This is a genomic window from Streptomyces sp. NPDC046335 (assembly GCF_055587985.1).
The window spans coordinates 1-1,339 of sequence record NZ_JBVJFF010000057.1 but is presented as its reverse complement, the minus strand read 5'-3'; the positions used below and the strand labels follow the sequence as shown (position 1 = coordinate 1,339).

Annotated in this window: 1 protein-coding gene; it reads left to right on the top strand. The window is 66.4% G+C overall.

The window, feature by feature from the left end; translation table 11 throughout:
• On the top strand, window positions 1–1,339 hold a 1,339-nt coding region (locus tag ACZ6JY_RS40815; protein ID WP_469204664.1), incomplete at both ends, for an acyl carrier protein.

Sequence of the window (1,339 nt, the reverse complement as noted above, 5' to 3'; positions counted from 1 at the left end):
TCCTCATCCCCATCCACCTCAACCACACCACCCTCCAACGACAAGCCCAGCACACCACCCCCCACCCCCTCCTCCAACACCTCATCCCCACAACCACCCGACCCGCATCCACCCCCAGCCAGCCCACATCCACCCTCACCAACGCCGACACCCTCCGCAACCAACTCACCCACCTCACACCCACCCAACAACACCAAACCCTCCTCGACCTCGTACGCGGTCACGCAGCCACCAGCCTCGGCCACACCACACCCCACACCATCCACACCGAACACGCCTTCACCGACCTCGGCTTCAACTCCCTCACCGCCATCGAACTACGCAACCGACTCGTCGCAACGACCGGGCTGCAACTGCCCGCATCCTTGGCCTTTGACTATCCAACTCCCGCTGTCCTGGCCACTTTTCTCGCTAGTGAGCTTCTTCGCGTCCCGAGCAATCCGGCTTCCCCACTGACCATTCGTACGCCCATGCCCGATGAGCCGATTGCGGTGGTGGGGATGGCGTGCCGTTATCCGGGAGGGGTGTCTTCGCCGGAGGCCCTGTGGGATCTGGTCGCCACGGCCACCGACGCCGTCTCTCCCTTCCCGACTGACCGCGGCTGGGACCTCGACGGCCTCTACGACCCCGACCCGGACCAGCCGGGCACGTCCTACGTCCGCGAGGGCGGATTCCTCCACGACGCGGCCGACTTCGACCCGGCCTTCTTCGGGATCTCCCCCCGCGAGGCACAGGCGATGGACCCCCAGCAACGACTTCTGCTGGAGACCGCCTGGGAAGCCATCGAACGAGCGAGCGTCGACCCGGCCTCACTCTCAGGAAGTCAGGTCGGTGTTTTCGCAGGTGCCGCAGCACAGGAGTACGCGCCGCGCTTCCCTGAGACTCCGGATGGTGTCGAGGGTTACCTGGTGACCGGGAACGCGACCAGTGTCATGTCAGGCCGGCTGTCGTACACCTTCGGTTTGGAAGGTCCGGCGGTCACGGTCGATACCGCGTGTTCGTCGTCTTTGGTGGCCATGCATCTGGCCTGCCAGGCACTGCGGTCCGGAGAGTGCTCCATGGCCCTGGCCGGCGGCGTGACAGTGATGTCCACCCCCACCGGCTTCATCGAGTTCAGCCGCCAGCGTGGTCTGGCCCCCGACGGCCGCTGCAAACCCTTCGCCGCCCACGCCGACGGCACGGCATGGGCCGAAGGCGCCGGCATGCTTCTCCTCGAACCGCTGTCACAAGCCCAGCGCAACGGACACCCCATCCTCGCCCTCGTACGCGGCAGCGCCATCAACCAAGACGGCGCCAGCAACGGACTCACCGCACCCAACGGCCCCGCCCAACAACGCGT